The sequence below is a fragment of the Ensifer sp. genome, assembly GCF_031989085.1.
In the GTDB taxonomy this organism is placed as follows: domain Bacteria; phylum Pseudomonadota; class Alphaproteobacteria; order Rhizobiales; family Rhizobiaceae; genus Ensifer.
Genome location: NZ_DALZXU010000011.1, coordinates 15,399 through 40,297, shown reverse-complemented (window position 1 = coordinate 40,297; position 24,899 = coordinate 15,399). Strand labels below are relative to the sequence as shown.

Annotated in this window: 18 protein-coding genes; 10 read left to right on the top strand and 8 right to left on the bottom strand. The window is 62.8% G+C overall.

Annotation, left to right across the window (positions count from 1 at the left end):
• Nucleotides 1-210 precede the first annotated feature (210 nt).
• Nucleotides 211-1,161: a fatty acid desaturase gene (locus RTP54_RS28330; RefSeq protein WP_409517229.1), complete on the top strand. Its 951-nt coding sequence runs from the start codon at nucleotides 211-213 to the stop codon at nucleotides 1,159-1,161.
• Nucleotides 1,162-1,217: 56 nt separating this feature from the next.
• Here RTP54_RS28330 and RTP54_RS28325 read toward each other — a convergent pair whose 3' ends face one another.
• From RTP54_RS28325 to RTP54_RS28300, 6 genes are all read right to left on the bottom strand, one after another.
• Nucleotides 1,218-3,071, bottom strand: a complete 1,854-nt coding sequence (locus RTP54_RS28325; protein WP_312367214.1) for an ABC transporter ATP-binding protein — start codon at nucleotides 3,069-3,071, stop codon at nucleotides 1,218-1,220.
• 179 nt (nucleotides 3,072-3,250) lie between these two features.
• Entirely contained in the window at nucleotides 3,251-3,676 is a 426-nt protein-coding gene (locus tag RTP54_RS28320; RefSeq protein ID WP_312367212.1) for a hypothetical protein, read from the bottom strand.
• A 100-nt stretch (nucleotides 3,677-3,776) separates the two neighbouring features.
• The gene (locus tag RTP54_RS28315) at nucleotides 3,777-4,382 is read right to left on the bottom strand and encodes a deaminase (RefSeq protein WP_162703243.1); all 606 of its coding nucleotides are present in this window, start codon (nucleotides 4,380-4,382) and stop codon (nucleotides 3,777-3,779) included.
• An 84-nt stretch (nucleotides 4,383-4,466) separates the two neighbouring features.
• The gene (locus tag RTP54_RS28310; protein WP_409517228.1) at nucleotides 4,467-5,954 is read right to left on the bottom strand and encodes a nucleobase:cation symporter-2 family protein; all 1,488 of its coding nucleotides are present in this window, start codon (nucleotides 5,952-5,954) and stop codon (nucleotides 4,467-4,469) included.
• A 632-nt stretch (nucleotides 5,955-6,586) separates the two neighbouring features.
• Entirely contained in the window at nucleotides 6,587-7,903 is a 1,317-nt protein-coding gene (locus RTP54_RS28305) for a tlde1 domain-containing protein (protein ID WP_312367210.1), read from the bottom strand.
• A 288-nt stretch (nucleotides 7,904-8,191) separates the two neighbouring features.
• Complete coding sequence (locus RTP54_RS28300) at nucleotides 8,192-9,076, bottom strand: LysR substrate-binding domain-containing protein (protein WP_112815762.1); 885 nt, start codon at nucleotides 9,074-9,076, stop codon at nucleotides 8,192-8,194.
• 112 nt (nucleotides 9,077-9,188) lie between these two features.
• Here RTP54_RS28300 and RTP54_RS28295 point away from each other — a divergent pair, with 112 nt between their 5' ends.
• From RTP54_RS28295 to RTP54_RS28265, 7 genes are all read left to right on the top strand, one after another.
• Nucleotides 9,189-10,847, top strand: a complete 1,659-nt coding sequence (locus RTP54_RS28295) for a Na/Pi cotransporter family protein (protein ID WP_312367208.1) — start codon at nucleotides 9,189-9,191, stop codon at nucleotides 10,845-10,847.
• Between the two features lie 101 nt (nucleotides 10,848-10,948).
• A complete protein-coding gene (locus RTP54_RS28290) occupies nucleotides 10,949-12,151 on the top strand; it encodes a 2-aminoethylphosphonate--pyruvate transaminase (protein WP_312367206.1) in 1,203 nt (400 codons plus the stop codon).
• A 21-nt stretch (nucleotides 12,152-12,172) separates the two neighbouring features.
• A complete protein-coding gene (phnA, locus tag RTP54_RS28285) occupies nucleotides 12,173-13,441 on the top strand; it encodes a phosphonoacetate hydrolase (protein ID WP_312367204.1) in 1,269 nt (422 codons plus the stop codon).
• Nucleotides 13,442-13,451: 10 nt separating this feature from the next.
• Nucleotides 13,452-14,906, top strand: a complete 1,455-nt coding sequence (gene phnY / locus RTP54_RS28280) for a phosphonoacetaldehyde dehydrogenase (RefSeq protein ID WP_112805827.1) — start codon at nucleotides 13,452-13,454, stop codon at nucleotides 14,904-14,906.
• A gap of 369 nt (nucleotides 14,907-15,275) precedes the next feature.
• Nucleotides 15,276-16,298, top strand: coding sequence for a putative 2-aminoethylphosphonate ABC transporter substrate-binding protein (locus tag RTP54_RS28275; protein ID WP_112815759.1), 1,023 nt, complete (start codon nucleotides 15,276-15,278; stop codon nucleotides 16,296-16,298).
• A gap of 83 nt (nucleotides 16,299-16,381) precedes the next feature.
• Nucleotides 16,382-17,557, top strand: coding sequence for a putative 2-aminoethylphosphonate ABC transporter ATP-binding protein (locus RTP54_RS28270; protein WP_312367203.1), 1,176 nt, complete (start codon nucleotides 16,382-16,384; stop codon nucleotides 17,555-17,557).
• Between the two features lie 2 nt (nucleotides 17,558-17,559).
• The gene (locus RTP54_RS28265) at nucleotides 17,560-19,566 is read left to right on the top strand and encodes a putative 2-aminoethylphosphonate ABC transporter permease subunit (RefSeq protein WP_312367202.1); all 2,007 of its coding nucleotides are present in this window, start codon (nucleotides 17,560-17,562) and stop codon (nucleotides 19,564-19,566) included.
• A 100-nt stretch (nucleotides 19,567-19,666) separates the two neighbouring features.
• Here RTP54_RS28265 and RTP54_RS28260 read toward each other — a convergent pair whose 3' ends face one another.
• The gene (locus tag RTP54_RS28260; RefSeq protein ID WP_162703247.1) at nucleotides 19,667-20,713 is read right to left on the bottom strand and encodes a GlxA family transcriptional regulator; all 1,047 of its coding nucleotides are present in this window, start codon (nucleotides 20,711-20,713) and stop codon (nucleotides 19,667-19,669) included.
• A 210-nt stretch (nucleotides 20,714-20,923) separates the two neighbouring features.
• Between RTP54_RS28260 and RTP54_RS28255 the strand changes: the two genes are divergently transcribed.
• Nucleotides 20,924-21,706 carry a DeoR/GlpR family DNA-binding transcription regulator gene (locus RTP54_RS28255; RefSeq protein ID WP_312367201.1) on the top strand — a complete coding sequence of 261 codons (783 nt, stop codon included), beginning with the start codon at nucleotides 20,924-20,926 and terminating at the stop codon, nucleotides 21,704-21,706.
• Nucleotides 21,707-21,789: 83 nt separating this feature from the next.
• Nucleotides 21,790-24,240 carry an FAD-dependent oxidoreductase gene (locus RTP54_RS28250; RefSeq protein ID WP_312367199.1) on the top strand — a complete coding sequence of 817 codons (2,451 nt, stop codon included), beginning with the start codon at nucleotides 21,790-21,792 and terminating at the stop codon, nucleotides 24,238-24,240.
• A gap of 54 nt (nucleotides 24,241-24,294) precedes the next feature.
• On the opposite strand, the gene RTP54_RS28245 is transcribed toward RTP54_RS28250, so the two are convergent.
• Nucleotides 24,295-24,825 (bottom strand): dihydrofolate reductase family protein, encoded by a 531-nt coding sequence (locus RTP54_RS28245; protein WP_312367197.1) that lies wholly within the window; start codon nucleotides 24,823-24,825, stop codon nucleotides 24,295-24,297.
• Nucleotides 24,826-24,899 lie beyond the last annotated feature (74 nt).

Genomic DNA, 24,899 nt, shown 5'->3' with positions numbered 1-24,899 from the left:
GCATTAGTCTATAGATTATATAGATAAATATTTCAGCCGCTGCCGTTCAAACGCAATGGCTTTCCCCGGTTTGCCGTTTGATTGCAAAGCGATACGGCGCGGCGGAAGCGGTCGGGCATTTATATTGCCGCCCGAATGCCATCGTTCATGCCCGCCGGAAACCGCCTCATGCACAATTCCCAGTCGGAAGCACCCCTTCCTCCATTTTCGATGCTGAGCACCCTTGCTCGCGTCGAATGGCAAACCGTCGCGCTCGCGCTGGTCATCTATGGCGGCTTTCTCGCGGTGACATGGTTCTGGCAATCACTGCCCGTCGTCGCCGTGATTGCGCTTGGCGGCTGGCTGGTGGCCTGGCATGGATCCCTGCAGCACGAGCTCATTCACGGGCATCCCACCCGCAGCCGCGTGATCAACGACGCGATCGCCTGGCCGCCGCTGTCTCTCTGGCTGCCCTATGCCATCTATCGCGAGGGGCACTTGACGCACCATCGCGACGAGCACCTGACCGATCCGATCGAGGATCCGGAATCCTCCTATTTCACCCAGAGCGCTTGGGAACGCATGGGGGCCGCCGGCCGGCTGCTCGCGGCCTGGAACACCACCTTGCTCGGCCGACTGACGCTCGGGCCGATGGTGATGATCGTCAGCTTTCTTGCGCAGGAAGCCGCGCTCGTGCGTGATGACGACCGGCAGCGCGCAGCACTCTGGCTCAGGCACGCGATCGGCGTGGCCGTCGTTCTTACCTGGGTCGTCGCGGTGTGCGGCATGCCGCTCTGGCTCTATCTGGTCGGCTTCGTCTATGTCGGCGCGGCGCTGAGCCGGCTGCGCTCCTATGCCGAACATCGTTACGCCGACCATCATGACGAGCGCACGGCGATCGTCGAGAACAGCCGGCTGTTCGGGCTTCTGTTTCTCTACAACAATCTCCATGTGCTGCATCACCAGCGGCCCGGCGTGCCCTGGTACCGGATCCCCTTGCTCTATCGCCGGCATCGCCAGACGCTGATCGCCGCCAATGGTGGCCTTGTCTACGACGGCTATCTCGAGGTCGCCCGGCGTTACCTGTTGAGCCCCCACGACGATCCGCGTCATCCGTTGCACAGGCACGCTCCGGAGCCGACGGAAAGCCGCTCGGCCGAACCGGTCGAAATCACCGCATAGCTTCGGCCAGGGACGTGTCGCGGGGACACTTGGGTGGCTACCGATCGAAAGGCGCGTCAGGTCAACTCTTCCGGCATGAAGCCGCCCGTCTGGCGTTTCCACAGGCGGGCAAACAGACCGTCCCGCTCGATCAGCTCGTCCGGCCTGCCTTCTTCGACGATGCGCCCTTCATCGACCACGACGATGCGGTCCATCATCGCGATGGTCGAGAGCCGATGCGCGATGGCGATCACCGTCTTGCCTTCCATCACCAGGTCGAGCTTTTCCTGAATGGCGGCTTCCGATTCGCTGTCGAGGGCGGATGTGGCCTCGTCGAGCACGAGGATCGGTGCGTCCTTCAACAGGACGCGGGCGATCGCGACGCGCTGTCGCTGGCCACCGGAAAGCTTGATGCCGCGGTCGCCGACGAAGGCGCCATAGCCCTTGCGTCCTTCGCCATCGGCCAGATCGGCAATGAACAGGTCGGCCCTGGCCGTCCTTGCCACCTCTTCGACCTCGTCCTGCGTCGCCTCGGGACGGCCGTAGCGGATGTTGTCGCCGACCGAACGATGCAGCAGGGCCACGTCCTGGGCGATGACCCCGATGTTGCGACGAAGGCTCGCCTGGCTCACATCGCGGATATCCTGGCCGTCGATGGTGATCGCGCCCTGTTCGATGTCGTAGAAGCGCAGCAAAAGGTTGACGATCGTTGTCTTGCCGGCCCCGGAGAGGCCGACCAGGCCGACCTTTTCCCCCGGCCGGACCGTCAGCGACAGACCGTCGATCACGGACTTTCCGGACTTGTAGGCAAAAGACACGTCCTGGAAGCGGATCTCGCCGCCGTGGACCGCAAGGCTCGTTGCTCCAGGCCGATCGATGATGGTCGGCGGCGTCGTCATGACGGGCATCGCATCCTTGATCGTACCGATCGCCTGAAAGATTTGCTGGCCCATCTGCAGGAAGGTGAAGGTGTGCGCCGACAGCCGCTGCAGGATATAGACGGCCCCGACGAACTCGCCGACGGTGAGATAACCGTCGACCAGGCCGGAGAAACCGATCGAAAGCATGGCCAGCCAGAGGGCCATGTTCATCGCCACGACCGTCAGTTCCGACGTGCGGTAGATGCGCTGTTCGCTATGCTGTGTCTGCATCGTTCTGGTGATGATGCGGCGGATCGCTCCGGCCTCGCTGTCTTCCGCCGCGAACTGCTTGATCATCTGCATGTTGGTGTAGAGATCGGTGATTGCGCCGGCCAGCAGGCTGCGCTGCTTGGCGGTCTTGCGCGAGCGCGCAACGAAGATAGGCGCCATCTTGGCCGCAAGCGCCACGTTGAGCGCGATCCAGACGACGACGGGCAGGGCAAGCTGCCAGGACAGGCTGCCCAAGAGGACGACGGAGCCGACCATCTGCAACAGGAAGCGTGGGATCGACTGGAAGGCGGCGATGATCTGCTGCTGAACGGCTGATGAGACCTGCGACAGCCGCGAGGCGACCTGTCCGGCAAACAGGTCGTGGAAGAAGGCAAGATCCTGCCGTTCGACAGCCTTGTGACCCTGCCACTGGATCGCCGCCGGCATGCCGACACCGAGCGTGTGCGAGTTGAGCGTGTTCAGGAGGAAAGAGGCGATCGGCATGACCGGGAAGATCAGAAAGCCGAGAAAGGCGAGGAAGCGCCATTCGCTCTCCAGGAAGGCGGAGGCCCCCATCTGCGTCACCCCGTCGACGATGACCGAGAGCCCCCAGACGATGGTGAGATTGATGGCCTCGATCGCCATCGAGGAGAGGGCCAGCGCAATCAGCACGCCGCGAAACATCGATATGAAGTGCAAAAGAACGGCCACCGGCCCCTTGGACGGCAGCGGTTGATAGGGAATGTCCAACGGCCTGATCAACGTCTCGAAGGGACGGTAGATTGCATCTGAAATCGACATGGCTCGCTCGGGTTCGGGACGGAAGGGAGGCGAGGATTCGGCTACACCAGAAGATAGGATCACCTTCGTGCTGCAATCTCAATTAGAAATATTCTCGTGAGGCCAGGGTTGTTGGTTTCCGCCGTGCAGTGAACTCGCGCGCAGGAGGCGCCTTTCCGCCACGCTTTGCGGAGCCGCCGTCAGCGGGCATCCGACGCGCGTGGCGGTCGAAACATCCGCAGATACGGTTCGATGCTGTTTTCGATCTGGCGGCAGACCCGCTCGTATTCCTCGATCATCTGCGGATCCGGATGCTCGGCCGCGCGCAAGGCATCAAGGTGCATCGAGGCCTCGGCATAGGCCACGAAAATTTCGCTCAGCGAAGGGCTCTTCAAGTCTGAAAGCACATGCCTATAGGCCGGCAAACGCAGTTTCAGCCTCGCTCTGCCAATCTTCTCCTTGCTCATCTGCCACTCCCTACCGCTGCGGGCGCGCAAGCTCTTGCGTCTAACCTCGCAAGGCCGGAAAGGTTCCACGGCGACGAACCGGATTATCAGCCGGCGGGCGCTGGCCGACAGGGCAGGCGTGGGCATTACCGCCCGGGTGTCGCCGGGCGGTGGATACATCCGTGCGGGTGTCTTCCGACCCGCTGAAGGCGGAAAGGATGCTCTGGACTGCCAGTCCCGGAGCATCCCTGCCGCCCGCTTCAGGACACTGGCGTCGTGCCTAGTTGAGGGGGATGGCGTTGCCGTCCTTGCTCGCCTGGTAGACGGCGGACAGATCGTCGTACTTGCGGCTGATCGCGGCGGCTCTGTCCTTGAGATCCGAACGCTGCGGTTCGGGCATCTTCTCGATGAGCCCGGCCATCGACTGGCCCTTCCAGAAGGCGTTCGACCTGTTGTAGCCGCCGGGCTCCAGCGTGAACACCTCCTTCAGGATCTTCAGATCGTGCGGGATGGAAAACGCGTCACGGGAATCCTCGTGGCTGAAGAAGTAGAAGAAGTTGTCGAACCCGGCCCACGTGATCGCAGAAAGGCACATCGAGCACGGTTCATGGGTCGACAGGAAGATGAGATCCTTCGAATCCGGCCGCTCGGAACCGGCCATTTCGTAGAAACGCTTCAGGGTATGCACCTCGCCGTGCCACAGTGGGTTCTCCGTCTCGTTGTTGGTTTCGACCAGGACGGTGGAGAGGTCGGATTTGCGCAGCAGTGCTGCGCCGAAGACCTTGTTGCCCGCGGCAACGCCGATCTCTGTCGCCGGGATGATGCCGGCCTCCATAGTGTTGAACAGGGCGTCGATCAGGCGCGCGGTTTCGTTTTCTTCTGACATTCTTCATCTCCTTGATATGTCGAAAGCAAATCTGGCCCGGACCGAGGGTCGCCTTTCGGTCCGGAACGTGTCGTCAAACGGTCCTCAATGCGCGCCCTCGGGCAGCATCGGTATCTCGATGCCCTTTGCGTCATAGAGCCTGCCGTTGAGGAAGTAGTCGCCGTCGCGAAGAGGCGCGATGTCCTTGTACCGGATCGTCCGTTCCGTGCCGGCCACGAAGACGGATTGCTGGTCGGCATTTCCGGTCTTGACGTGGTTGAACAGCAGGTTGAGGACGATCGCCATCAGCGCGGCGGAGCTGATGCCGGAATGAAAGATGGTGGCGACCCAGGCCGGAAATTGTTCGTAGAACCCCGGCGAAGCGATCGGGATCATGCCGAAGCCGATCGAGGTCGCGACGATGACCAGGTTCATGTTGTTGTGGTAGTCGACCTTGGAGAGGGTGCGAATGCCGCTCGCTGCGACCGTCCCGAACAGCACGATGCCGGCACCGCCAAGAACGGAACTGGGCACGGCCGCAACAATCCGTCCCATCACCGGAAGAAGGCCGAGCAGGACCAGAAAAACCCCGCCAGTCGCCACCACATAGCGGCTCTTGACGCCGGTGACGGCGACAAGCCCGACGTTCTGCGCGAAGGCGCTTTGCGTAAACGAACCGAAGATCGGGGCGAGAATGCTCGACAGCATGTCGGCGCGCAGGCCATCCCCCAGACGGCGGGAATCGACCTTGGTTTCAACGATCTCGCCGACGGCAAGAATGTCGGCCGACGTCTCCACCAGCGTGACGATGATGACGATCAGCATCGAGACGATGGCGGCGATCTCGAAGGTGGGATAGCCGAAATGGAATACTGTCGGCAGGGCGAAGACCGGGCCGTTCGGAACCTGCGAGAAGTCGGTCATGCCGGCGACATAGGCAATGCCCGTTCCGATCACCAGCGCCAGCAGGATCGAGAGCCGCGAGATCGCGGCGCTGCCAAGCTTGCTCAAGAGCAGAACGATGGCGAGCGTCGCGGCCGCCAGCTGGATGTTGGCGGTGCTGCCGAAACCGGGCGCACTGCTGTTGCCGCCCATGGCCCAGAACGCGGCGACCGGCATCAACGTCAGCCCGATGGTGGTGATGACGATCCCGGTGACAAGCGGCGGGAAGAAGCGGGTAATGCGCGAGAAAACCGGCGTAATCAGTAGCCCGATCACGGACGCCGCGATCACGGCGCCCAGAATGGAGGGAATTCCGCCATTGCCGGAAATGGCGACCATCGTCGCCACGCCGGAGAATGATACGCCCTGGACGAGAGGCAGGCGGCTGCCGAAGAACGGCAGTCCCAGGGTCTGCAGAATGGTGGCAAGCCCGCCCGCAAAGAGCGAAGCCGTGATCAGCAGGCCAACCTCGGCGGGGCTCAGCCCCGCCGCCTGGCCGACGATCAAGGGCACGGCGACGATGCCGCCGTACATGGTCAGAACGTGTTGAAGTCCATAGGCGATGTTGGCGCCGATGCCGAGTTTTTCGTCTTCCGGGCGCGTGTCGGATGCACTTTCTGCTTCTGCATATGCCAAGGTAAACTCCTCCATACCTTTGCTTGCGTTTCGCTGCGGATTGCGCCCCGATTTCGATCGGGCATTTGGGCATGGCCATCGGGGCGCGGGCACATGCCGGAGCCTGTGCTCATGCCTGAAGCTGAGAGCCTTGCCGATTGTGGTGGCCGTTGCCGGAGCGAGATCTGCCCACCGGCGAGCTTCGCGCGGCGTCGGCATCGCGTTGGTTGTCGCAGGCAATGCAACGACAGCCGGAGCCGGTGATTTGCCCGGATGTGGTCCGGCGATCACGGCCAAAGTCTCGAGAGGGAAGGTCTTCCTTCATGCCCAACAGCTCCATAGTTGAACCGGCGATTGGCCAGTTTCGCTAGGACCCTGTTCCAGGAGGTGCGAACTCCGGATCGTCATCAACATGCGTTGAACGGGGCGAATATTGCGAGGGCGTAAGCCTTCGCTTTCAATAAGCTTGCAATCTTTTAGCTGAACCTGTCAAGCCGGTGCGCGGGCGATTGTTCCGGCGGAGGCGAAGGCGTGCCTCTCAGCCACGAAGCTCGAAGGCGTTTCCGGTGCGCGCCTCGGCCGATGGCGACAGCGTTTCGCCCTCCGGATTTTCACAATTTCCGATTGTGCTTATGCGCGGGCGCCGTCACCATCGCGTCGATGGATGTTCAGCTGTTTTTCCCGTTCGATGCCAGGTACATGCCGGCTGCACGTCCGCCGCTCGGGACCACGACGATCTGCTGGACCTTGCCCTGCTTGAAGGCAGCAAGGAAGCGCGGATAGTCCGCAAAGGCAACGCAGCCGTGCGATTCCGCCCGCTTTCCGCGCAAGAGATAGCTATGGGTCAGGAAGCCATCGCGGCCGTGCTTGTTCTTTCCGTCGATCGGCAGCATGCGGATCGCTTCGACGCCGTGGAATCGCGTTTCGCGCATCCGGAGGTTGTAGGTGTGCGGTGGTGTCGGGCCGGTCATCTTGACGTTCACGTAGCGCGGATTGTCGGCCATCTTGCCGATGCCGGAATGGGCTTCGAGCACGCTGCCATCGGGCATGTATACCCGGGCGGCACTGATGTCGTAGACGGCGACGCCGTTTCCGGCTTTCGCTCCGCCACCGAACATGTTGCGCAAGGTTTGTCCGAGACCGCCGCCGGAGCGGTCAGTCGCCGGATTGTCTGGCCGGACGAAAGCAACCTTCTGCTGCTTTGGCGTCTCGCGGATATCGGCCTTCGCGGTGTTTTCGATTTCGGCCTCTGCTCCGTCCTGCAATTGTCGGATTGCGGATTTCGCCGGCTCGGCTGCAGGCTTTTGGGCTTGCATGTCGCGAGGGCGAAGCTGGGGCAGCGGACCCGAGACCGGTGTGTCCGCATAATCCGGCATGTCGGCGGAGACATCGACGGTGTCGGTATCGTCATCCTGAGGCTCGGAGGGATCATCTTCGATCGATGTTGCCATCAGCGCCGAGAAGGCCGTTCCGGCCGCCGCGCTCTGGGAGGGTGCTGCATAGGCAAGTTGCGTGGGGGGCTTTTCGGTCGAAGCGACAGGCAGCCGGGCGAAACGCTCGGCCGAAGGTGTGTCGAGCGTCGCTATGGCATTGCTCGACCTCATCGCATCACCGGTGTTACCAGCAGGCGGCCGGGTGGCAAGGGCGGCAAGGACAGCCTGCTTCACCATGGCGTCGCGCAGCACCGATTTGCCCCGGGCCTCCGCATCGCCAGTGGTCGCGACAAGTCGGCCGGACTTCTGAAGGCTGTTGCCCAGGCTCGCCACGACAGGTTCTGCCGCCATGAGCGTCGGCGTCGGTTTGACCCGGGTCTGCTTGACCCACGGGCGCTCCGTTGCTCGCTCCGCCAGATGCAGTTGCGGCTTTGGAAGCAGGTGGCCCGAGCCATGGGCAAACACGCTGCCCATCGAGGCGACGCCGGCGATCGAGCCAGCGGCCGTGCCGACAATGACGACGCCGCAGCAGGTCACCAGCAGCGGGCGCAACAGACGGTGCAAAGATCTTGGACGAACAATCTTATTCACAACGCAAACCAAGCCAGTAAATCCCACAAAGGTATCCAGGCCGCCGAGCGGCAGCCGCTGCGCGATTTCTGGATTGTCCCCTTCTTGACGACCGATCGACAAAAGATGAACAACTATGGTTAAATTTTGCTTTCGATCTCCGGAAAATGATCTGAATCGCCATTCTTGCGCCGATCGGGCACTTTGGTCGGCCTTCGGCCGGGTCTAGAGGGCGCAGGAAGCCGCGCCACGGTTCGGGGAGGGCTGACCTTAATCGTCGCCGGACGGCCCCTTCGTCAGCTTGCGCGCGATCTCATAGAAAGCGTGGACAAGCTTGCCGTTGCTGCGTTCGCGCAGACAGATGAGCGCTTCGTCCATCAGCATCTCCGGGGCATCGATCCGGATCGGGACGAGGCGGTTGTCCTGGCCGAACTCGGCGGACGAGACGAAACCGACGCCGCCCCCGGCGGCGACGATTTCGCGAACGGCCTCGCGGCCCTCCGCCTCGATCAGCGGTGTCAGCACCACCCCGCATTGTTCCGCCATCGCCTCGAGCTTCTGTCGGGTTTTTGAACCGCGTTCGCGCATGACGAGGGGATGCCTCGACAGTTCCTCGAACGTGACGGTCTGGCGGCCAGCCAGCGGATAGTCGCGGCTGGCGAAGGCGACGATCGGGGTTGAGTTGAGCTTGAGCACGTCGAAATCGCCAACCAGCGGGATTTCGCCGAGAACCCCGATATCGGCCTCGTAGGCGTGAAGGCTGGTGATCACCGTCTCGGTGTTGCCGGCATCGATCGACACCTGGACGGTTGGATAGGCCCGGCGGAAGGCGGCCAGGATGTGGAGCAGATGGTGTGCAGCGTCCGCGACGATCCGAAGCTTTCCCGCCCGCAGCGCCCGCGATTCCGAAAGAAGATCGAGCGCCTGTTGTTCGACGTCGAACATGCGGCGGGTAACTTCCAGAAGCTGCTGGCCGGACTGAGTCAGTGTCACCTGCTTCTTGTTCCGGTTGAAGAGCAGGACGTCATACTCCTCCTCCAGCTTGCGAACCTGGTCGGAGACGGCGGGCTGCGTCAGGAACAGTGCCTCTGCTGCCCGCGAGAAGCCGCCATGGATCGCCACATTGTGGAAGGCACGGAGCTGGACATAGCGCACGGAAACATCTCCAAAGATAAGTTCTGCCAATGGAACCATCAGAACGAACGATTTGATTTATGTAAAGGGGCAAATGATAGTTTCCTGATGCAACCCCTTCCGGAGCGCGCCCATGAACCTTTCGGCTGTCGCCCTCGAGCTTGCCGCGGCAACAGTGCTGCTGCTTTATGCCGTCAGCCTCGTGAAGAAGGGGGTGGAGGCCGCGTGCGGCGATGTCGTCACGCGCGCCGTCGGCGGCGCGGGCGGCAGGCCGCGGGCGGCGGCGTATGGTTGCGTGATCGCGATCGCGTTGCAGAGTTCGACGGCGGTTGCCATGCTTGCCGCCGGCTTTGCCGTGAGTGGTGCGCTTGCGCTTGATGCCGGCCTGGCCGTGCTTCTCGGCGCCGACCTCGGCTCGGCCCTCGTCGTCAAGATCCTGAGTTTCGACCTTCACTGGCTGGCGCCGCTCCTGATTGCCGGTGGCGGCCTCTTGCATCTGAAGGCGCGTGCTCGAAAGCCAATCGAGGCGGGGCGCGCGGTGCTCGGCATCGGGCTGCTGCTCCTGTCGCTGCAGATGATCGGCCATGCGACGTTGCCGCTCGGCCAGAGCCCGCTGCTGCCAACGGCGATCGAAATGCTGAGCAAGGATCCGTTGACGGTGATGATCGTGGCCGCGCTCTTCACCTGGGGTCTGCATTCGAGCGTTGCCGCGATCCTTCTGATCCTGACCTTTGCTGCCAAGGGCCTGCTGCCGCTCGATGTCGGCATTCCGCTCGTTCTGGGCGTCAATCTCGGCGGAGGATTGATCGCGCTGTGGCTGACGCGTGGCCTGCCGGTCGCGGGCAGGCGCCTGCCGCTCGGCAATCTGATCTTTCGCGCACTCTTCAGTGCCGTCGTCTTCGCGCTGTTTTCCCTGCAGGTGTCCTTCGCGTGGCTGCCTGGCGCAACGGTCGCAGCCCAACTCGTCAATCTGCACGTGCTCTTCAATGCCGCGCTGGTGCTTCTGGGTCTTGTGTCCTGTGGTGTGATGGCGCACGTCCTTCGGCTTCTGACGCCAGAGTCCGCCACGGGCACGGATGCGAGCCTCGCGACGCATGTCAGCGCGCTCGATCGATCTCTGATCGACAAGCCGGCGCAGGCGCTCGCTGCGGCCGCCCGCGAGGTGCTGCACATGGGCAGCCTGATAACCCGCATGCTCGACCCGGTCATGAGCGTGATCGCGTCGCCGACACCCGAGACCGTCGACGCGTTGCGGCGCATCGACAGCGACATCCATCGCGCCCATAGCGAGATCAAGCTGTTCATCGCCGCCGTCAATCGCGGCGTCTTGAGCGAGCAACAGTCCCGGCGCGGCATCGAGCTCACCGAGGCGGCGATCCATCTGGAATATGCCGGCGACGTGGTATCGAAGAGCTTGCTGCGCATGGCGCAGGAGCGGCTCGACGGCGCCGGCGCCTTCTCGCCGGCTGGCTGGAGCGAACTGACGTCGCTGCATGCCGCGGTGCTTTCGAACGTCAAGCTTGCGGCGAATCTGCTGGTTTCACCCGAACCGATCATCGCCCGCGAGATGGTGCGTCAGAAAGAACACGTGCGCCGGCTGGTGCAGGAGAGCAGCCAGAGCCATCTGGAGCGCCTGCGACAGGGCATTGCCGCCAGCATCCAGTCGAGCGACATGCATCTGGAGATCGTGCGAGCACTGAAGGAGCTCAATTCACTGGTCACGACGATGGCCTATCCGCGTCTTCGCGAGACCGGCGACCTGCTCGAAAGCCGCCTCGTTCCCGCCGCATAGATACATCGATAAAATCGATAGATTCATACAAAAGAACGATTTTACATATATATCCGCCCACAGCATTGTCATCCCCGGAGACGCCAACGTGAGGACGGACAATGCCGAACACCGCTTCTGACAAAACCATTTCACCCTTGGAGACGCCGAGGCTGGGCGAGCCCTACCTCTTGACGCCGGGACCGTTGACCACGGCCTATGAAGTCAAGGAGGCGATGCTCCGGGACTGGGGCTCGTGGGATGGGGATTTCCGCGCGATGACGGCGGAACTGCGCCGCCAGCTTCTCGACATCGCCGGCGATACCAAGGGCGAATTCGACTGCGTTCCGATCCAGGGCAGCGGCTCGTTCTCGGTCGAGGCGATGCTCGGCAGCTTCGTTCCGCGCGACGGCAAGGTGCTGGTGCTGATCAACGGCGCCTACGGCAAGCGCATCGTTCAGACGCTTGGCTATCTCGGCCGTGATCATGCGACGATCGACAAGGGCGATTACATGCCGCCGCGCGGTCCCGAGGTCGCCGCAGCCCTCAACGCCGATCCTGATATCACCCACGTCATCGTCGTTCATTGCGAGACCAGCTCGGGCATTCTCAATCCGCTGAAGGAAATCTCCGACGTCGTTTACGCCAGCGGCCGCAAGCTTCTGGTCGACAGCATGAGCGCGTTTGGCGCTGTTCCGGCTGGGATCGCCGATCTGCGCTATGAGGCGATCGTCTCGTCGGCCAACAAGTGCATCGAAGGCGTGCCGGGCTTCGGCTTCGTCATTGCTCGCAAGAGCGAGCTGGAGGCCGCCAAGGGGCGCAGCCATTCGCTCAGCCTCGATGTGCACGCGCAGTGGGAGACGATGAACAAGACCGGCCAGTGGCGGTTTACGCCGCCAACCCATGTGGTCGCCGCGTTCCTCGAGGCGCTGCGGATGCACCGCGAGGAGGGGGGCGTTGCCGCCCGCGGCGCCCGCTATGCCAGGAACCGCGACGTGATGGTTGCCGGCATGCGCGAGGCGGGCTTCGAAACGCTGCTTGCCGACCGCTGGCTGTCGCCGATCATCGTTACCTTCTTCAGCCCGGCCGACCCGGCCTTCGCCTTCGACCGCTTCTACGAACTGATGAAGGAAAAGGGTTTCATCATCTACCCCGGCAAGCTGACGGTCGTCGACAGCTTCCGCGTCGGCTGCATCGGCCGAATGGACGAGCATGTCATGCGCCGTGTGGTCGAGGCCGCACGCACATCTCTCACCGAAATGGGGGTTGCCAGTGCCGCCCCTCCGGCGGTCGCGCTTGCCGAACGCAGCCGTCTCGCCGCCTGAATGAACGATAGGATTTTTCCGATGAACCAGATGTCCAAGATCAACGTTGCCGTTACCGCCAATCGGCGCAGCTATCCCTGGCCGAACGTCCCGGCCATCGCCATCTGCCTCGACGGCTGCGAGCCCGCCTATCTCGACGAGGCAATCAAGGCCGGGCTGATGCCGACACTTGCCCGCATTCGCAAGACCGGCACGGAACGCACGGCGCTCAGCGTCATCCCGAGCTTCACCAATCCCAACAACCTGTCGATCGCCACCGGCCGTCCGCCGGCCATTCACGGCATCTGCGGCAACTATCTCTACGAGCCGCAGACCGGCAAAGAAGTGATGATGAACGATCCGCGTTTCCTGCGCGCGCCGACCATCTTCAAGGCCTTCTACGATGCGGGCGCGAAGGTCGCGGTCGTCACCGCCAAGGACAAGCTGCGCGCACTGCTCGGCGATGGCCTGAAATTCGACGAGGGCAGGGCAATCTGCTTCTCCTCGGAAAAGTCAGATACGTCGACCAAGGCGGAACACGGCATCGACAATGCCTCGGCCTGGCTTGGCCGCCCGGTGCCGGAGGTCTATTCGGCAGAGCTGTCGGAGTTCGTCTTTGCCGCCGGCGTGAAGCTTCTGAAGGAGTTTTCTCCCGACGTCATGTATCTGACGACGACGGACTACGTGCAGCACAAATATGCGCCTGGCGTTCCCCAGGCGAATGCCTTCTACGAGATGTTCGACAAGTATCTGACTGAACTCGATGCGCTGGGTGCAGCGATCATCGTCACGGCCGACCACGGCATGAAGCCGAAGCACAAGGCCGACGGTTCGCCGGATGTCATCTACGTGCAGGACGTGCTCGACGGATGGCTCGGCAAGGATGCCGCCCGTGTCATCCTGCCGATCACCGACCCCTATGTCGTGCATCACGGCGCGCTCGGTTCGTTCGCCACCGCTTACCTTCCGGAGCGTGCGGACAAGGAAGAGATCATCGAGCGGCTGCAGGCGATCGACGGCATCGACGTCGTTCTTTCGCGCCCCGAAGCCTGCATCCGGTTCGAACTGCCGGACGATCGCATCGGCGATATCGTGCTGATCTCCTCGGAGAACAAGACGCTCGGCACCAGCGAACATCGCCACGATCTTGCCGCGCTCGACGAGCCGCTGCGCTCGCATGGCGGCCTCACCGAACAGCAGGTGCCCTTCATCGCCAACCGCAAGCTGCCCGAGTTGACCTCGGCTGACACCCTGCGCAACTTCGACGCCTTCTATTATGCGCTGGTTGCCGCAGCGCAGCCGGCAAAGTGAGGGACGGCCGATGACCAAGGTGGAAACGACGTTTGCGCTGCGCCACGAGCCCATGCGCATTGCCGGTAAAAAGGTCGATGCGGACGGGGTGATCGAGGTGCACTATCCCTGGAACGACGCCGTCATCGGCACCGTTCCAGCCGGCAATGCCGAGCATGCCCGCAAGGCCTTCGAGATCGCGGCTGCCTATCAGCCGAAGCTGACGCGCTACGAGCGCCAGCGCATCCTGTTGAAGGCGGCGGAGATGCTGGTCGCCCGCAAGGAGGAAATCTCCGACATCATCACGCTGGAGCTCGGCATCTCCAAGCAGGATTCGCTCTACGAGGTCGGCCGGGCCTTTGACGTGCTGACGCTGTCGGGCCAGATGTGCATTCGCGATGACGGCGAGATCTTTTCCTGCGATCTCACCCCGCACGGCAAGGCGCGCAAGATCTTCACCATGCGAGAGCCTCTGACCGCCATTTCGGCGATCACGCCCTTCAACCATCCGCTTAACATGGTGGCGCACAAGGTCGCGCCGGCGATCGCCACCAACAACTGCGTGGTGCTGAAGCCGACGGAGCTGACGCCGATGACGGCGCTCGTCTTCGCCGATATTCTCTACGAGGCCGGTTTGCCGCCGGAAATGCTGTCGGTGGTCACCGGCTGGCCGACGGATATCGGCATGGAGATGATGACCAATCCGAACTTCGACCTCATCACCTTTACCGGCAGCGTACCTGTCGGCAAGTTGATCGCGGCCAACGCCCACTACAAGCGGCAGATCCTCGAACTCGGCGGCAACGACCCGCTGATCATTCTGAACGACCTCTCCGACGACGACCTGGCAAAGGCTGCGGATCTGGCCGTTGCAGGTGCCACGAAGAACTCCGGCCAGCGCTGCACGGCCGTCAAGCGCATCCTCTGCCAGGAGCGCGTCGCCGACCGCTTCGTGCCCCTCGTACTGGAACGGGCGAAAAAACTGCGCTTCGGCGACCCGATGGACCGGACGACGGAACTGGGCACGGTCGTGCATGCCCGTGCCGCGGAAACCTTCGAGCGCCGGGTGCACAAGGCCGCCGAGCAGGGCGCGGAGATCCTGTACGATCCCGGCCGTCGCGGTGCCCTGCTGCCACCGATCGTGGTCGATCGCGTATCGCATGCGAGCGAGCTGGTGATGGAGGAAACCTTCGCGCCGATCATTCCGATCGTGCGGGCACCCGACGACGACGATGCGCTGATCGCCCTTTCCAACTCGACCGCCTTCGGCCTGTCGTCGGGGGTCTGCACCAACGATTTCCGCCGGATGCAGAAGTACATCGCCGGCCTCAGGGTCGGCACGGTCAACATCTGGGAAGTGCCCGGCTACCGGATCGAGATGTCTCCCTTCGGCGGTATCAAGGATTCCGGCAACGGCTACAAGGAAGGCGTGATCGAGGCGATGAAAAGCTTCACCAACGTCAAGACGTTTTCTCTTCCCTGGTGATCTGGGCCCGGTGCTATGGGCCTGGTGATATTGGTCTGGTGATCAACCTCCGGTGATCCGGGTGTCCCCTGCCTGGCCACCTTTTTTGGGAGCTGCCGACCGGCAGCTCCCTTTTTCCTTGGCCTGCTGCCGGCAATTGCAACGCGCTCATGCAGATGCTGATCGTTTTGGCGTCGATTGTGCAGAAGATGCCGAAGAAGACGGCAGAAGATCCATCGTTTTTACTTTGCCAACGATAAGAATAATAAATTTTACTAATTGAAATGACCCACGCAGAATGCCTCCTGAAGCGTGCAGGACAAGGGCAGCGACAGATTGCCGGCCATGCTTCCCGGAATTTTTTCCAGGCTTCCAGAGGAGATTTTCAGCATGAACAGACATATGTTTTTTATGCTTGCCGGTGCCATGTCCGTGGCACTGCCCACCATTGCTTCAGCCCAGACCGAACTCACCGTCTACACCGCCGTCGAGGCTGTCGACCTCGATCGCTACAAGGCGACCTTCGAGAAGGCGCATCCTGACATCACGATCAACTGGGTCCGCGATTCGACCGGCGTCATGACGGCCAAGCTGCTCGCCGAAAAGGACAATCCGCAGGCGGATGTCGTCTGGGGGCTGGCCGCCACGTCGCTGCTGCTCCTGAAAACCGAGGGCATGCTGGAGGCCTACGCGCCGAAGGGCGTCGAGGCGCTCGACAAGAAGTTCGTCGATCGCGACACGCCGCCGAGCTGGGTCGGCATGGACGCCTATGTGGCCGCCCTCTGCTACAACACGGTGGAGGCCGCAAAGCTCGGGCTGACGCCGCCTAAGACCTGGGAAGACCTGACGAAGCCTGAATACAAGGGCCATGTCGTCATGCCGAACCCGAGCTCGTCCGGCACCGGCTTCCTCGACGTCTCCGGCTGGATGCAGATGTGGGGCGAGGAGAAGGCCTGGTCCTTCATGGACAAGCTGCACGAGAACATTTCCGCCTATACCCATTCCGGTTCGAAGCCCTGCAAGATGGCGGGTGCCGGCGAGGCCGTGATCGGCGTTTCCTTCGAATTCCCGGGCGCCAAGGCCAAGAGCGCCGGTGCACCGATCGACATCATCTTTCCGACGGAAGGATCAGGCTGGGAAGCGGAGGCGACGGCGATCATTGCAGGGACGGCGAACCTGGAGGCTGCCAAGACCCTGGTCGACTGGTCGGTCACCAAGGAAGCCAACGAAATGTACAATGCTGGCTATGCCGTGGTCGCCTATCCCGGTGTCGCCAAGGCGGTCGAGCATCTGCCCTCCGACATCGCTGCAAAGATGATCGACAACGATTTCGAATGGGCCGCGAACAATCGCGCCACCATCCTGAAGGAATGGCAGAAGCGCTACGACGCGAAGTCCGAGCCGAAGAGCTGACCCTGATCGATCCTGGGCGGAGCGCATCAGCGTTCCGCCCTTCGCATTCTCCAGAAATCGCAGACAGCCAGCGGAGCTTGCAGATGAGACATGCCCTGTCGATCGAACCGACGCCCACGAGCATTCCCCGCGCCGCTGACCAGGCGAACATCTCTTCGCCCCCCTATCTCGAGATCCGCGATCTCTGGAAGAGCTATGGCGATTTCACCGCCCTGCGCGACATTTCCCTCGACATCGGCAAGGGCGAATTCGTCTGCTTTCTCGGGCCCTCCGGTTGCGGCAAGACCACGCTGCTGCGAGCGATCGCCGGACTTGACCTGCAGAGCCATGGCATGATCCGGCAAGGTGGGCGCGATATCTCGATCCTGCCGGCATCGAAGCGCGACTATGGTATCGTCTTCCAATCCTATGCGCTCTTTCCCAATCTCACCATCGAACAGAACATCGCCTTTGGTCTCGAAAACACCGGCCGCCCGAAGGCGGAAGTGGCCGGGCGCGTCGCCGAGTTGCTGGAAACGGTCGGGCTTCCCGCCCAGGCGAAAAAGTACCCCGCCCAGCTTTCCGGCGGACAGCAGCAGCGCATCGCCCTTGCGCGCGCCATCGCGATTTCTCCCGGCCTGCTGTTGCTCGACGAGCCGCTGTCGGCGCTGGACGCCAAGGTGCGCGTGCACCTGCGCCACGAAATCAAGGCGTTGCAACGCAAGCTCGGCGTGACGACGATCATGGTCACGCACGACCAGGAGGAAGCGCTCGCCATGGCGGATCGGATCGTGGTGATGAACCACGGCGTCATCGAGCAGGTCGGATCGCCGACGGAAATCTATCGCCACCCGACGACGCTGTTCGTTGCGGATTTCATCGGCGAAACCAACAAGTTTCCGGCAAGGGTGCTGCCCGATGGCCAGGTCGAGATCGGCCACTCGGCCTTCAGTTGTCCGACCGATGGCCTGGCTGCTGGCGATGCGGCGACGGCCGTAGTCCGGCCCGTCGATATCATTCCGCACGGTGCCGACGCCCATGCGGTCCATTCGCTTGATCGGCCGGCGACACCGCAGAACCTGATCGACGCGCAAGTGCACGAGATGGAGTTCCTCGGCATGTTCTGGAGAACGCGCCTGAGTGCGCCAAGGCTCGGTGACCAGGCCCTCGTTGCCGACTTCTCGGTGAACGCGGTTCGCCGGCTGCGCATCGAGACGGGCGGCGTCATCCAGGTCGAAATCCCAAGGGAACGCCTGTTGCTCTATCCGAGGGGCGCGTAACGATGAGCCTCGCGATCGACTACGCACCGCCGGGCAAGCGGCTGCGCCAGCAGACCTCGCGCGACGACCGCGTCAAGCTCGGCTTCATGGCCGTCATCGGGCTCTATCTGATCGTCGCACTGGGTGCGCCGCTTTTCGTCATGCTGTCGAAGTCGCTGTCGACCTACCGCTTCGATCTCGCGGCTTTCGAGTTTCAGGTGAGCGACGAGACGGGCAAGACCTGGGCAGATGCCGTCACCGCGGAGGCGCTCAACCGGGACCTCGGCGTTGTCACCGAGAAGGATCTCGCCACCAACTCCGATGGACGGCTCGCCGCAACCAAGTTCTTCCCCGAGTTCAACTTCCGCAGCCCCGTGCACTACCGCATTCGCGGTACGGCGGACGGCGCGGCATTTCTCGTCGGCTCGACGCTCGAGAAGGGCACAGAATGGCGCGAATATGATTCCGCCACCTTCCGGCGTGTCGTCTTACGCCCGGCAAGCACCTTCGGCATCGAAAACTTCAAGACCTACTTTTCGACGCCGGCACTCGCCCGCTCGATCTACAATTCGGTGCTGATGGCGTCGATCAGCACGGTGGTGACCGTGTCGATCGCCTTTGCGCTTGCCTATGCTCTGACGCGCAGCTGTATGCCGCTCAAGGGCCTTTTCCGTGGCATTCTCACCATACCGATCCTCGTGCCGTCGCTCTTGCCCGGCATCGCGCTCGTCTATCTTTTCGGCAACCAGGGTGTCTTCAAGGATTGGTTGCTCGGCTACTCGATCTATGGCCCGATCGGCATCGTCATCGGCTCGGTGTTCTTCACGCTGCCGCATGCCTTTCTCATCATCCTGACGGCGCTGTCGGTTGCCGATGCGCGCCACTACGAGGCGGCAGCGTCGCTGAAAGCCAACAAGTGGCGCACGTTCACGACCGTCACCGTGCCGGGCGCACGCTACGGCCTGGTCTCGGCCGCCTTCGTCGTCTTCACGCTTGTCATTACCGACTTCGGGCTGCCCAAGGTGATCGGCGGCCAGTACGGCATGCTCGCCGTCGATATCTACAAGCAGGTGATCGGCCAGCAGAATTTCGAGATGGGTGCGGTCGTGTCCGTCATTCTTCTGGTGCCGGCGGTGCTTGCCTTCGTCGTCGATCGCCGTATGCAGAAGCGCCAGGTGGCGCTGCTCTCGGCGCGCGCGGTGCCCTATGCGCCCAAGCCCAGTGGGCGCAGGGACAGCCTTTGTTTTGCGTTTTCGTGTCTCGTCAGCCTGTTCGTTCTCGGCATGATCGTCATGTGCCAGATCGCGGCGCTGGTGAAGTTCTGGCCCTACGACCTGACGCTGACGACGAAGAATTTCGCCTTCGACCTGATGGATGGCGGCGGCTGGGCGGCGTATGCCAATTCGATCAAGCTCGCCTTGCTGACGGCAATCTTCGGCTCGGTGATCGTCTTTGCCGGCGCCTATATGGTGGAGAAGGCCGACGGTTTCCGCCTTGGCCGGAGCGTCTTTCATTTCCTGGCGATGATGCCGATGGCGGTGCCCGGCATGGTGCTGGGCCTCGCCTATATCTTCTTCTTCAACAACCCGGCCAATCCGCTGAGTTCGATCTACGGCACGATGACGATCCTCGTCGTCTGCACGGTGACGCATTTCTACACGGTCGCGCATCTGACGGCGCTGACGGCGCTGAAGCAGATGGATCCGGAATTCGAATCCGTCGGTGCATCGCTTAAGCAACCCTTCCACCGGCTGTTCTTCCGCGTGACCCTGCCGGTCTGCCTGCCGGCGATCCTCAACATCGGCATCTATCTGTTCGTCAACGCCATGACGACCGTTTCCGCCGTGGTCTTCCTCTATTCGACGGACACCAAGCTTGCCTCGGTCGCCGTGCTCAACATGGATGATGCCGGCGACATCGCGCCGGCGGCAGCCATGGGCATGATGATTTTCTACACCAACGTCGTGGCGAAGCTTCTCCACGCTGCGGTGTCCCGCGGGCTGCTCACGCGCACGCAGGCCTGGCGCTAGGCCTGCGGTTTTCCTTTGGGGATCGGTATCTGATGGGCGGGGGCGCGACACGCCTCCGCCTGCAGTGCTTCCCTTTTCGTGAGGAAATTCGGCCGAACGCCTACGCGACCTTCGTATCGGGAAACTGACGATCAGGTGCTTGGGACGGTCGCGCGGACCGGCTTTGCTCGCGGGCCTGAAGGCGGGTGTGCTGCGGGGTACAGCCATAGCTCTCCCGATAGGTGCGCGAGAAGTGCGACGCCGAGGAAAATCCGCAGGCGACGGCAATCTCGAAGATCGGAAGTGACGCGTTGACGAGAAGCAGGTGCGCGCGCTCAAGTCGCATCTGCAGATAGTAGCGCTTGGGCGAACGCCCGAGTTCCCGCTTGAACAGGCGCTCGACCTGGCGGCGCGACAGCCCTGTCGATGGCGTGAGGTCGGCGAGTTTCAGCGGTTCGTCCAGGTTTTCCTCCATCCGTTCGATGATGTCGATCAGCTGGCGGTTGTCGATGCCGACCCGGGTCTGCAGCGGCAGCCGCTGGCGATCGCCGGCGGTGCGAACCCGTTCCGACAGCGCCAGCTCGCAGATGCGGTTTGAGACGTCGGGGCCGAGATCGTCTTCGACAATGCGAAGGACCATGTCGAACGGCGCACTGCCGCCAGCACAGGTATACACATCGCGGTCGATCTCGAACGCCGTCTGGCGGGCATTGACGGTCAGGAAACGTTCCGAGAAATCGGGAAAATGCTCCCAGTGCACGGCGCATTGACGCCCCTCGAGCAAGCCGGCACGCGCAAGGCTGTAGAGGCCACCCGCAAGCGCTGCCACGGGCACGCGGGCCCGCCGCGACAACCTCAACCAGCCCTCGGCCTTCGCATCGGCGGCAGGAATGGCGCTGCCACCGCAGACCACGATCATATCGGGTGGGTCCGGTTGGTGGAGCCCGTGCAGTTCCGAGGTCAACCCACCCTCGGCGACCATGCGCAGCCCGCAGCTCGTTCGTGCCGGCTCGCCGTCGCGGGTGAGGATGCGCCAGCTGTAGTACGGCCGGCGCAGAATATCGTTCGCGAGGCGGAGCGGTTCGAGTGCTGCGGCAAAACCGTGCTGGGCGTAGCCGTCGAGCAGGTAGAAGATGATCCGGCGGCCTTGGGTCTTTGCGTGTTGCACTGTCCATCTCCATCCGCGTCCCAGCACATGGCTGCATGATGCAGATAAAATTACATTATGCAACAATAGCGGACATAAAATTACTCGCAAGGCAGCTTGTCGATCGGCAAAATGCCCGATGGGCACAGAAGTTGAATGCAAATCCGGATTGCTGTGCCGAGCTTCGCGGGGTGTCTTGTCAAAACGCCAAAAATGATCGCAGATGGAAGCATGTCAGATCCACAGAATAGCCGCGCCCTTGCGCCCCGTCGTCATGGTGAGATCCTGCGCCGGCTGGCTGCCGACGGCACCGTCAGTATCACGGAGCTTGCAGACCACTTCGATGTCTCGCGACAGACGATCCGGCGCGACCTGAAGCATCTGGCCGAGCGCGGCCAGCTTGAGCTCGTCCACGGTGGCGCAACGCTGTTCGAGCCGACGGAGGCTGCCTTTACCGAACGGCGCGGGGAAAATGCGGCGGCCAAGGCGAAGATCGGCCGGGCGGCAGCGGCGCTCGTGCGCGACGGCATGGTGGTGTTTCTTGATTCCGGTACGACGACGCTTGCGGTCGCGCATGCGCTGGCGGAGGGGAAAAACCTAACGATTTGTACCACTTCCCTGTCAATTGCGCTGCAGATGTGCCGCCAGCCGCTGGTGCGGGTCCATATGCTCGGCGGCGAGATCGATCCGGCGGAAGAAGCGGCCGTCGGCATCGACGCGCTGGAGGCCATCAGCCACTTCCGCGTGGACGTCGCCTTTCTCGGTGGCGGCGGATTGTCGCCCGACGGCGAGGTGACGGACTTTACCCGCAACGGCGCCGAGCAGCGCTCGCGGATGATCGCGATGGCGGCCAAGGCCTATTTCATTCTCGACAGCTCGAAGTTCGGTCGGCTGACGCCGCTGCGCATCCCGCGTTTCGAGGGGGCAACCGGCGTCATCGTCGATACGAGGCCTGCGCCGGCGATCTGCGAGGCGCTGGCAAGGCGCGGCCCAGGCCTGATCGTTGCGACATGATGTAATCTTTTGTAACTTTTTGTCTTGTTATTTGCGTTTTCGTTGTTATGGTTTGGCTTTCCATGGCTTCGGGAGGCTGTTTCATGGCGCAGAATTTTCCAACGCAGGCACAGGTCGTCATTGTCGGCGGCGGCATTATCGGTTGTTCGGTGGCCTATCATCTCACCCGGCTCGGCTGGACCGACGTCGTGCTCCTGGAGCAGGGGCAGTTGAGCGGCGGCACCACCTGGCACGCGGCCGGCCTTGTCGGCCAGCTGCGCAGCCACGCCAACATGACGAGCCTGATCAAATATTCGACCCAGCTCTATAGCGAGCTGGAGGCCGAAACCGGGCTTGCCACCGGCTGGAAGAATTGCGGCTCGGTCTCGGTGGCGCGAACCGCCGACCGCATGACCGTGTTGAAGCGCACCGCAGCCTCCGCCCGTGCCCAGGGCGTTGCCATCGAGGTGATTTCGCCGAAGGAGGCCCAGGACCTCTGGCCGGTGATGGCGATCGAAGACCTGGCGGGTGCCGTCTGGCTGCCCGGTGACGGCAAGGCCAATCCGACCGACCTGACGCAGTCGCTGGCCAAGGGCGCGCGCAACCGCGGCGCGCGCATCATCGAGCGCGTGCGCGTGACGGGAATTTCCGTTGCCGATGGCGTGGTGACCGGTGTCGAAACCGATCAGGGCACGATCTCGGCCGAGATCGTCGTCAATTGCGCCGGGCAATGGGCGCGCAAGGTCGGTCAGATGTGTGGCGTGTCGGTGCCGCTGCATTCGGCCGAGCACATGTACATCGTCACCGACAGGATCGAAGGCGTGCACCCGGACCTGCCGGTCATGCGCGATCCCGACGGTTACATCTACTTCAAGGAGGAGGTCGGCGGCCTGGTCATGGGCGGCTTCGAGCCGGAGGCGAAGCCATGGGGCATGGCCGGCATTCCCGACGATTTCGAGTTCGCCTTGCTGCCCGACGACTGGGACCAGTTTGAAATCCTGATGCAGAGTGCCTTGCAGCGGGTGCCGCAACTGGCGACATCGCAGGTGAAGAAATTCTACAACGGGCCCGAGAGCTTTACTCCCGACAACAATTTCATTCTCGGCGAGGCACCGGAACTGAAGAATTTCTACGTCGGCGCCGGCTTCAACTCGATGGGCATCGCCAGCGCCGGCGGCGCCGGGCGGGCGCTTGCCGAGTGGATCGTCAACGGCGCGCCGACCATGGATCTCTGGCCGGTCGACATCCGACGCTTCGCCAATTTCAACAACAACCCGCGCTGGCTGCACGACCGCGTCAAGGAGACGCTCGGGCTGCACTATGCCATGCCCTGGCCGAACCGCGAGCTGGACACGGCCCGACCCTTCCGCCGCTCGCCGCTCTACGACCGGCTGGCGGCCAAGGGCGCCTGCTTCGGCTCCAAGATGGGTTGGGAGCGGGCCAACTGGTTTGCCTCAGAAGGAGAAGAGCCGGTGACGGCCTACGCCTTCGGCCGGCAGAACTGGCACGAGGCGGTCAAGCGCGAGATGAAGGCGACGCGCGAGGCGGCCGGTATTTTCGACCAAACCTCCTTTGCAAAACTGCTCGTCCAGGGGCGCGACGCGGCCTCTGCTCTCAATCGCATCTGCGCTGCCGATATCGACGTTGCCGTCGGCCGCTCGATCTATACCGGTCTCCTCAATGCGCGGGGCGGCTATGAAAGCGACCTGACCGTGTTGCGGCTTTCGGCGGACCGCTTCCTGCTGATCACCGGTTCGGCGCAACCGGTGCACGATGCCGACTGGATTCGCAAGAACCTGCCCGCAGACGCGCATGTGACGCTGACCGACGTCACCTCCGCCTATGCGGTCCTCGCGCTGATGGGCCCGCATGCGCGGGAGATCCTGTCGCGGCTGACGTCGGCCGACCTCTCCAATGCCGCCTTTCCCTTCGCGACGGTCAGGGAGATCGATATCGGCTACGCCACGGCCTACGCCAACCGCATGACCTATGTCGGCGAACTCGGCTGGGAACTGATCGTGCCGACGGAGTTCGCCGTCGGCGTCTACGAGGCACTGCATGAGGTCGGGCGAGATTTCGAGCTGCGCGATTGCGGCTACTATGCGCTGGAAGCGCTCCGTCTGGAGAAGGGCTATCGTGCCTGGAGCCGAGAGCTGACGCCGGATATCACGCCTTACGAGGCCGGCCTGTCCTTTGCGCTGTCTCTCGACAAATCGGGCGGTTTCATCGGTCGCGACGCGGTGATCGCTGCGAGAGAGAAGAGCGTTCAGACGCGACGCATCGTGCAGCTGACCGTCGATGATCCGTCACCGATGTTGTGGGGCGGCGAACTGGTCCTTTGCGACGGCAAGCCAGCCGGCGAGGTCCGTTCGGCGGCCTATGGGCACACGCTTGGCCGCTCCGTCGCCCTTTGCCTGATCGAGCAAGGTTCGGGCGTTGACAGGGCGTTTCTGGAAAGCGGTCGCTTCGAAGTCGAGCTCGCAGGCGTCCGCTTCCCGGCAACCGTCCATCTTTCGCCGGCTTACGATCCGAAGGGGCTGCGCGTCAAAGCGTAGCGATACCGGCGCCGCGTGGAAACGCGGCGCCGACCCCCTCAGGAGAAGGCGCAATCACACGGGAACATAGGTCAACCGGATCACGTCCTCGCCGACGCGGTCGATTGCCACAAGGCGGAGCGGCGGTCTGGGGCCGGCGAAAAATGGCTTGCCGCCACCAAGCACGACCGGGTGGAGATAGAGGCGATATTCGTCGATCAGGCCGAGGTCGCTCAGGCTTCCGGCCAGGTCCGGGCCGGAAATGGCAATCTCGCCAGCGAGCCGAACCTTGAGGTCGCGGATCGTCGTCTCGATGTCCCCCTCGACATGGGTGGCATTGGGGCCGACCGACGCCGAGGATCGCGACACGACCCATTTCGGCTGGCGCCGCCAGGCCAGCGCGAATTTACGATGTTCTGCGCTCCATTCCGGACGGTCTTCGTCCCAATAGCGCATGGTCTCGTACATGCGGCGACCGTATACGCTGCCCGCAAGACCGCCCACATGTTCCGTCCAATGCCGGAAAAGCTCGGGGCCCGTCGCCATTTTCGTGTGGTCGACGTAGCCGTCGAGCGACTGGTTCATTCCAAAGACGAGCTTTGCCATGCCGAAAACCTCCACCGCGCGGTCCTCACAATAGCGCGGGGCGACGTTGCGCAACAGGGAGGCGGGCAGCGGCG

Excerpts from the sequence above, each read along its gene's own strand:
- RTP54_RS28330 (WP_409517229.1), top strand. The coding sequence starts at position 211 with ATGCTGAGCACCCTTGCTCGCGTCGAATGGCAAACCGTCGCGCTCGCG.
- RTP54_RS28325 (WP_312367214.1), bottom strand. The coding sequence starts at position 3,071 with ATGTCGATTTCAGATGCAATCTACCGTCCCTTCGAGACGTTGATCAGG.
- RTP54_RS28320 (WP_312367212.1), bottom strand. The coding sequence starts at position 3,676 with ATGTATCCACCGCCCGGCGACACCCGGGCGGTAATGCCCACGCCTGCC.
- RTP54_RS28315 (WP_162703243.1), bottom strand. The coding sequence starts at position 4,382 with ATGTCAGAAGAAAACGAAACCGCGCGCCTGATCGACGCCCTGTTCAAC.
- RTP54_RS28310 (WP_409517228.1), bottom strand. The coding sequence starts at position 5,954 with ATGGAGGAGTTTACCTTGGCATATGCAGAAGCAGAAAGTGCATCCGAC.
- RTP54_RS28295 (WP_312367208.1), top strand. The coding sequence starts at position 9,189 with ATGAACCTTTCGGCTGTCGCCCTCGAGCTTGCCGCGGCAACAGTGCTG.
- RTP54_RS28290 (WP_312367206.1), top strand. The coding sequence starts at position 10,949 with ATGCCGAACACCGCTTCTGACAAAACCATTTCACCCTTGGAGACGCCG.
- phnA (WP_312367204.1), top strand. The coding sequence starts at position 12,173 with ATGAACCAGATGTCCAAGATCAACGTTGCCGTTACCGCCAATCGGCGC.
- phnY (WP_112805827.1), top strand. The coding sequence starts at position 13,452 with ATGACCAAGGTGGAAACGACGTTTGCGCTGCGCCACGAGCCCATGCGC.
- RTP54_RS28275 (WP_112815759.1), top strand. The coding sequence starts at position 15,276 with ATGAACAGACATATGTTTTTTATGCTTGCCGGTGCCATGTCCGTGGCA.
- RTP54_RS28270 (WP_312367203.1), top strand. The coding sequence starts at position 16,382 with ATGAGACATGCCCTGTCGATCGAACCGACGCCCACGAGCATTCCCCGC.
- RTP54_RS28265 (WP_312367202.1), top strand. The coding sequence starts at position 17,560 with ATGAGCCTCGCGATCGACTACGCACCGCCGGGCAAGCGGCTGCGCCAG.
- RTP54_RS28255 (WP_312367201.1), top strand. The coding sequence starts at position 20,924 with ATGTCAGATCCACAGAATAGCCGCGCCCTTGCGCCCCGTCGTCATGGT.
- RTP54_RS28250 (WP_312367199.1), top strand. The coding sequence starts at position 21,790 with ATGGCGCAGAATTTTCCAACGCAGGCACAGGTCGTCATTGTCGGCGGC.
- RTP54_RS28245 (WP_312367197.1), bottom strand. The coding sequence starts at position 24,825 with ATGGCAAAGCTCGTCTTTGGAATGAACCAGTCGCTCGACGGCTACGTC.